Origin of the sequence: Streptomyces sp. MB09-01 (genome assembly GCF_033794505.1) — a bacterium.
In the GTDB taxonomy this organism is placed as follows: Bacteria; Actinomycetota; Actinomycetes; order Streptomycetales; family Streptomycetaceae; genus Streptomyces.
The window spans coordinates 1-677 of record NZ_JARAYQ010000604.1 but is presented as its reverse complement, the minus strand read 5'-3'; the positions used below and the strand labels follow the sequence as shown (position 1 = coordinate 677).

Genomic DNA, 677 nt, shown 5'->3' with positions numbered 1-677 from the left:
GGCGGCGGGGGATATTCCGTTGCGGGCCGGACGCCTACGGGTCACGCTCGGGCGCGTGACCGACACCACCGCCCCCACGGGCCCCTCCACACAGCCCGCGCCCCAGCCCGTACCCGCGTCCTCCTCGGACCGGCAGTTCGGCTGGTCCAACATGTTCGTCCACCCCGACGAGGACACCCGGACCGACGGCGGGTTCCAGGGCGAACGGGCCGTACTCGCCGGCTACCTGCGCGACCAGCGGCTGACGCTGGAGCTCAAGTGCGCGGGGCTCGACGCGGAGGCCCTCGCGAGGCGCTCGGTGGAACCGTCCAACCTCTCCCTCCTGGGTCTCGTACGCCACCTCGCGGGCGTCGAGCAGTACTGGTTCCGGCAGGTCATGGCGGGGCAGGGCGTACGCCGCCACTACCGCTCGGAGGAAGATCCCACGGGCGATTTCACCGGCGCGGTGGCCGACCCGGCGGTGGTCGCGGACGCGTGGGCGACCTGGCGAGCCGAGGTCGCCTTCGCGGAACAACTCGTCGCGCAGGCCCCCAGCCTGGACATCACGGGGGACGCGGGGGGCGCGGGCGACGAGCCGATGGAACTCCGCGAGGTCCTGGTCCACATGATCGAGGAATACGCCCGCCACAACGGCCACGCGGACTTCCTGCGGGAACGCATCGACGGGAGGGTGGGGC

1 protein-coding gene is annotated in these 677 nt (G+C 72.7%); it reads left to right on the top strand.

Going from position 1 to position 677, the window contains the following annotated elements:
- Nucleotides 1-151: 151 nt before the first annotated feature.
- Nucleotides 152-677: DinB family protein (locus PV721_RS43685; protein WP_319734477.1), on the top strand; the 526-nt coding region annotated here is incomplete at its 3' end.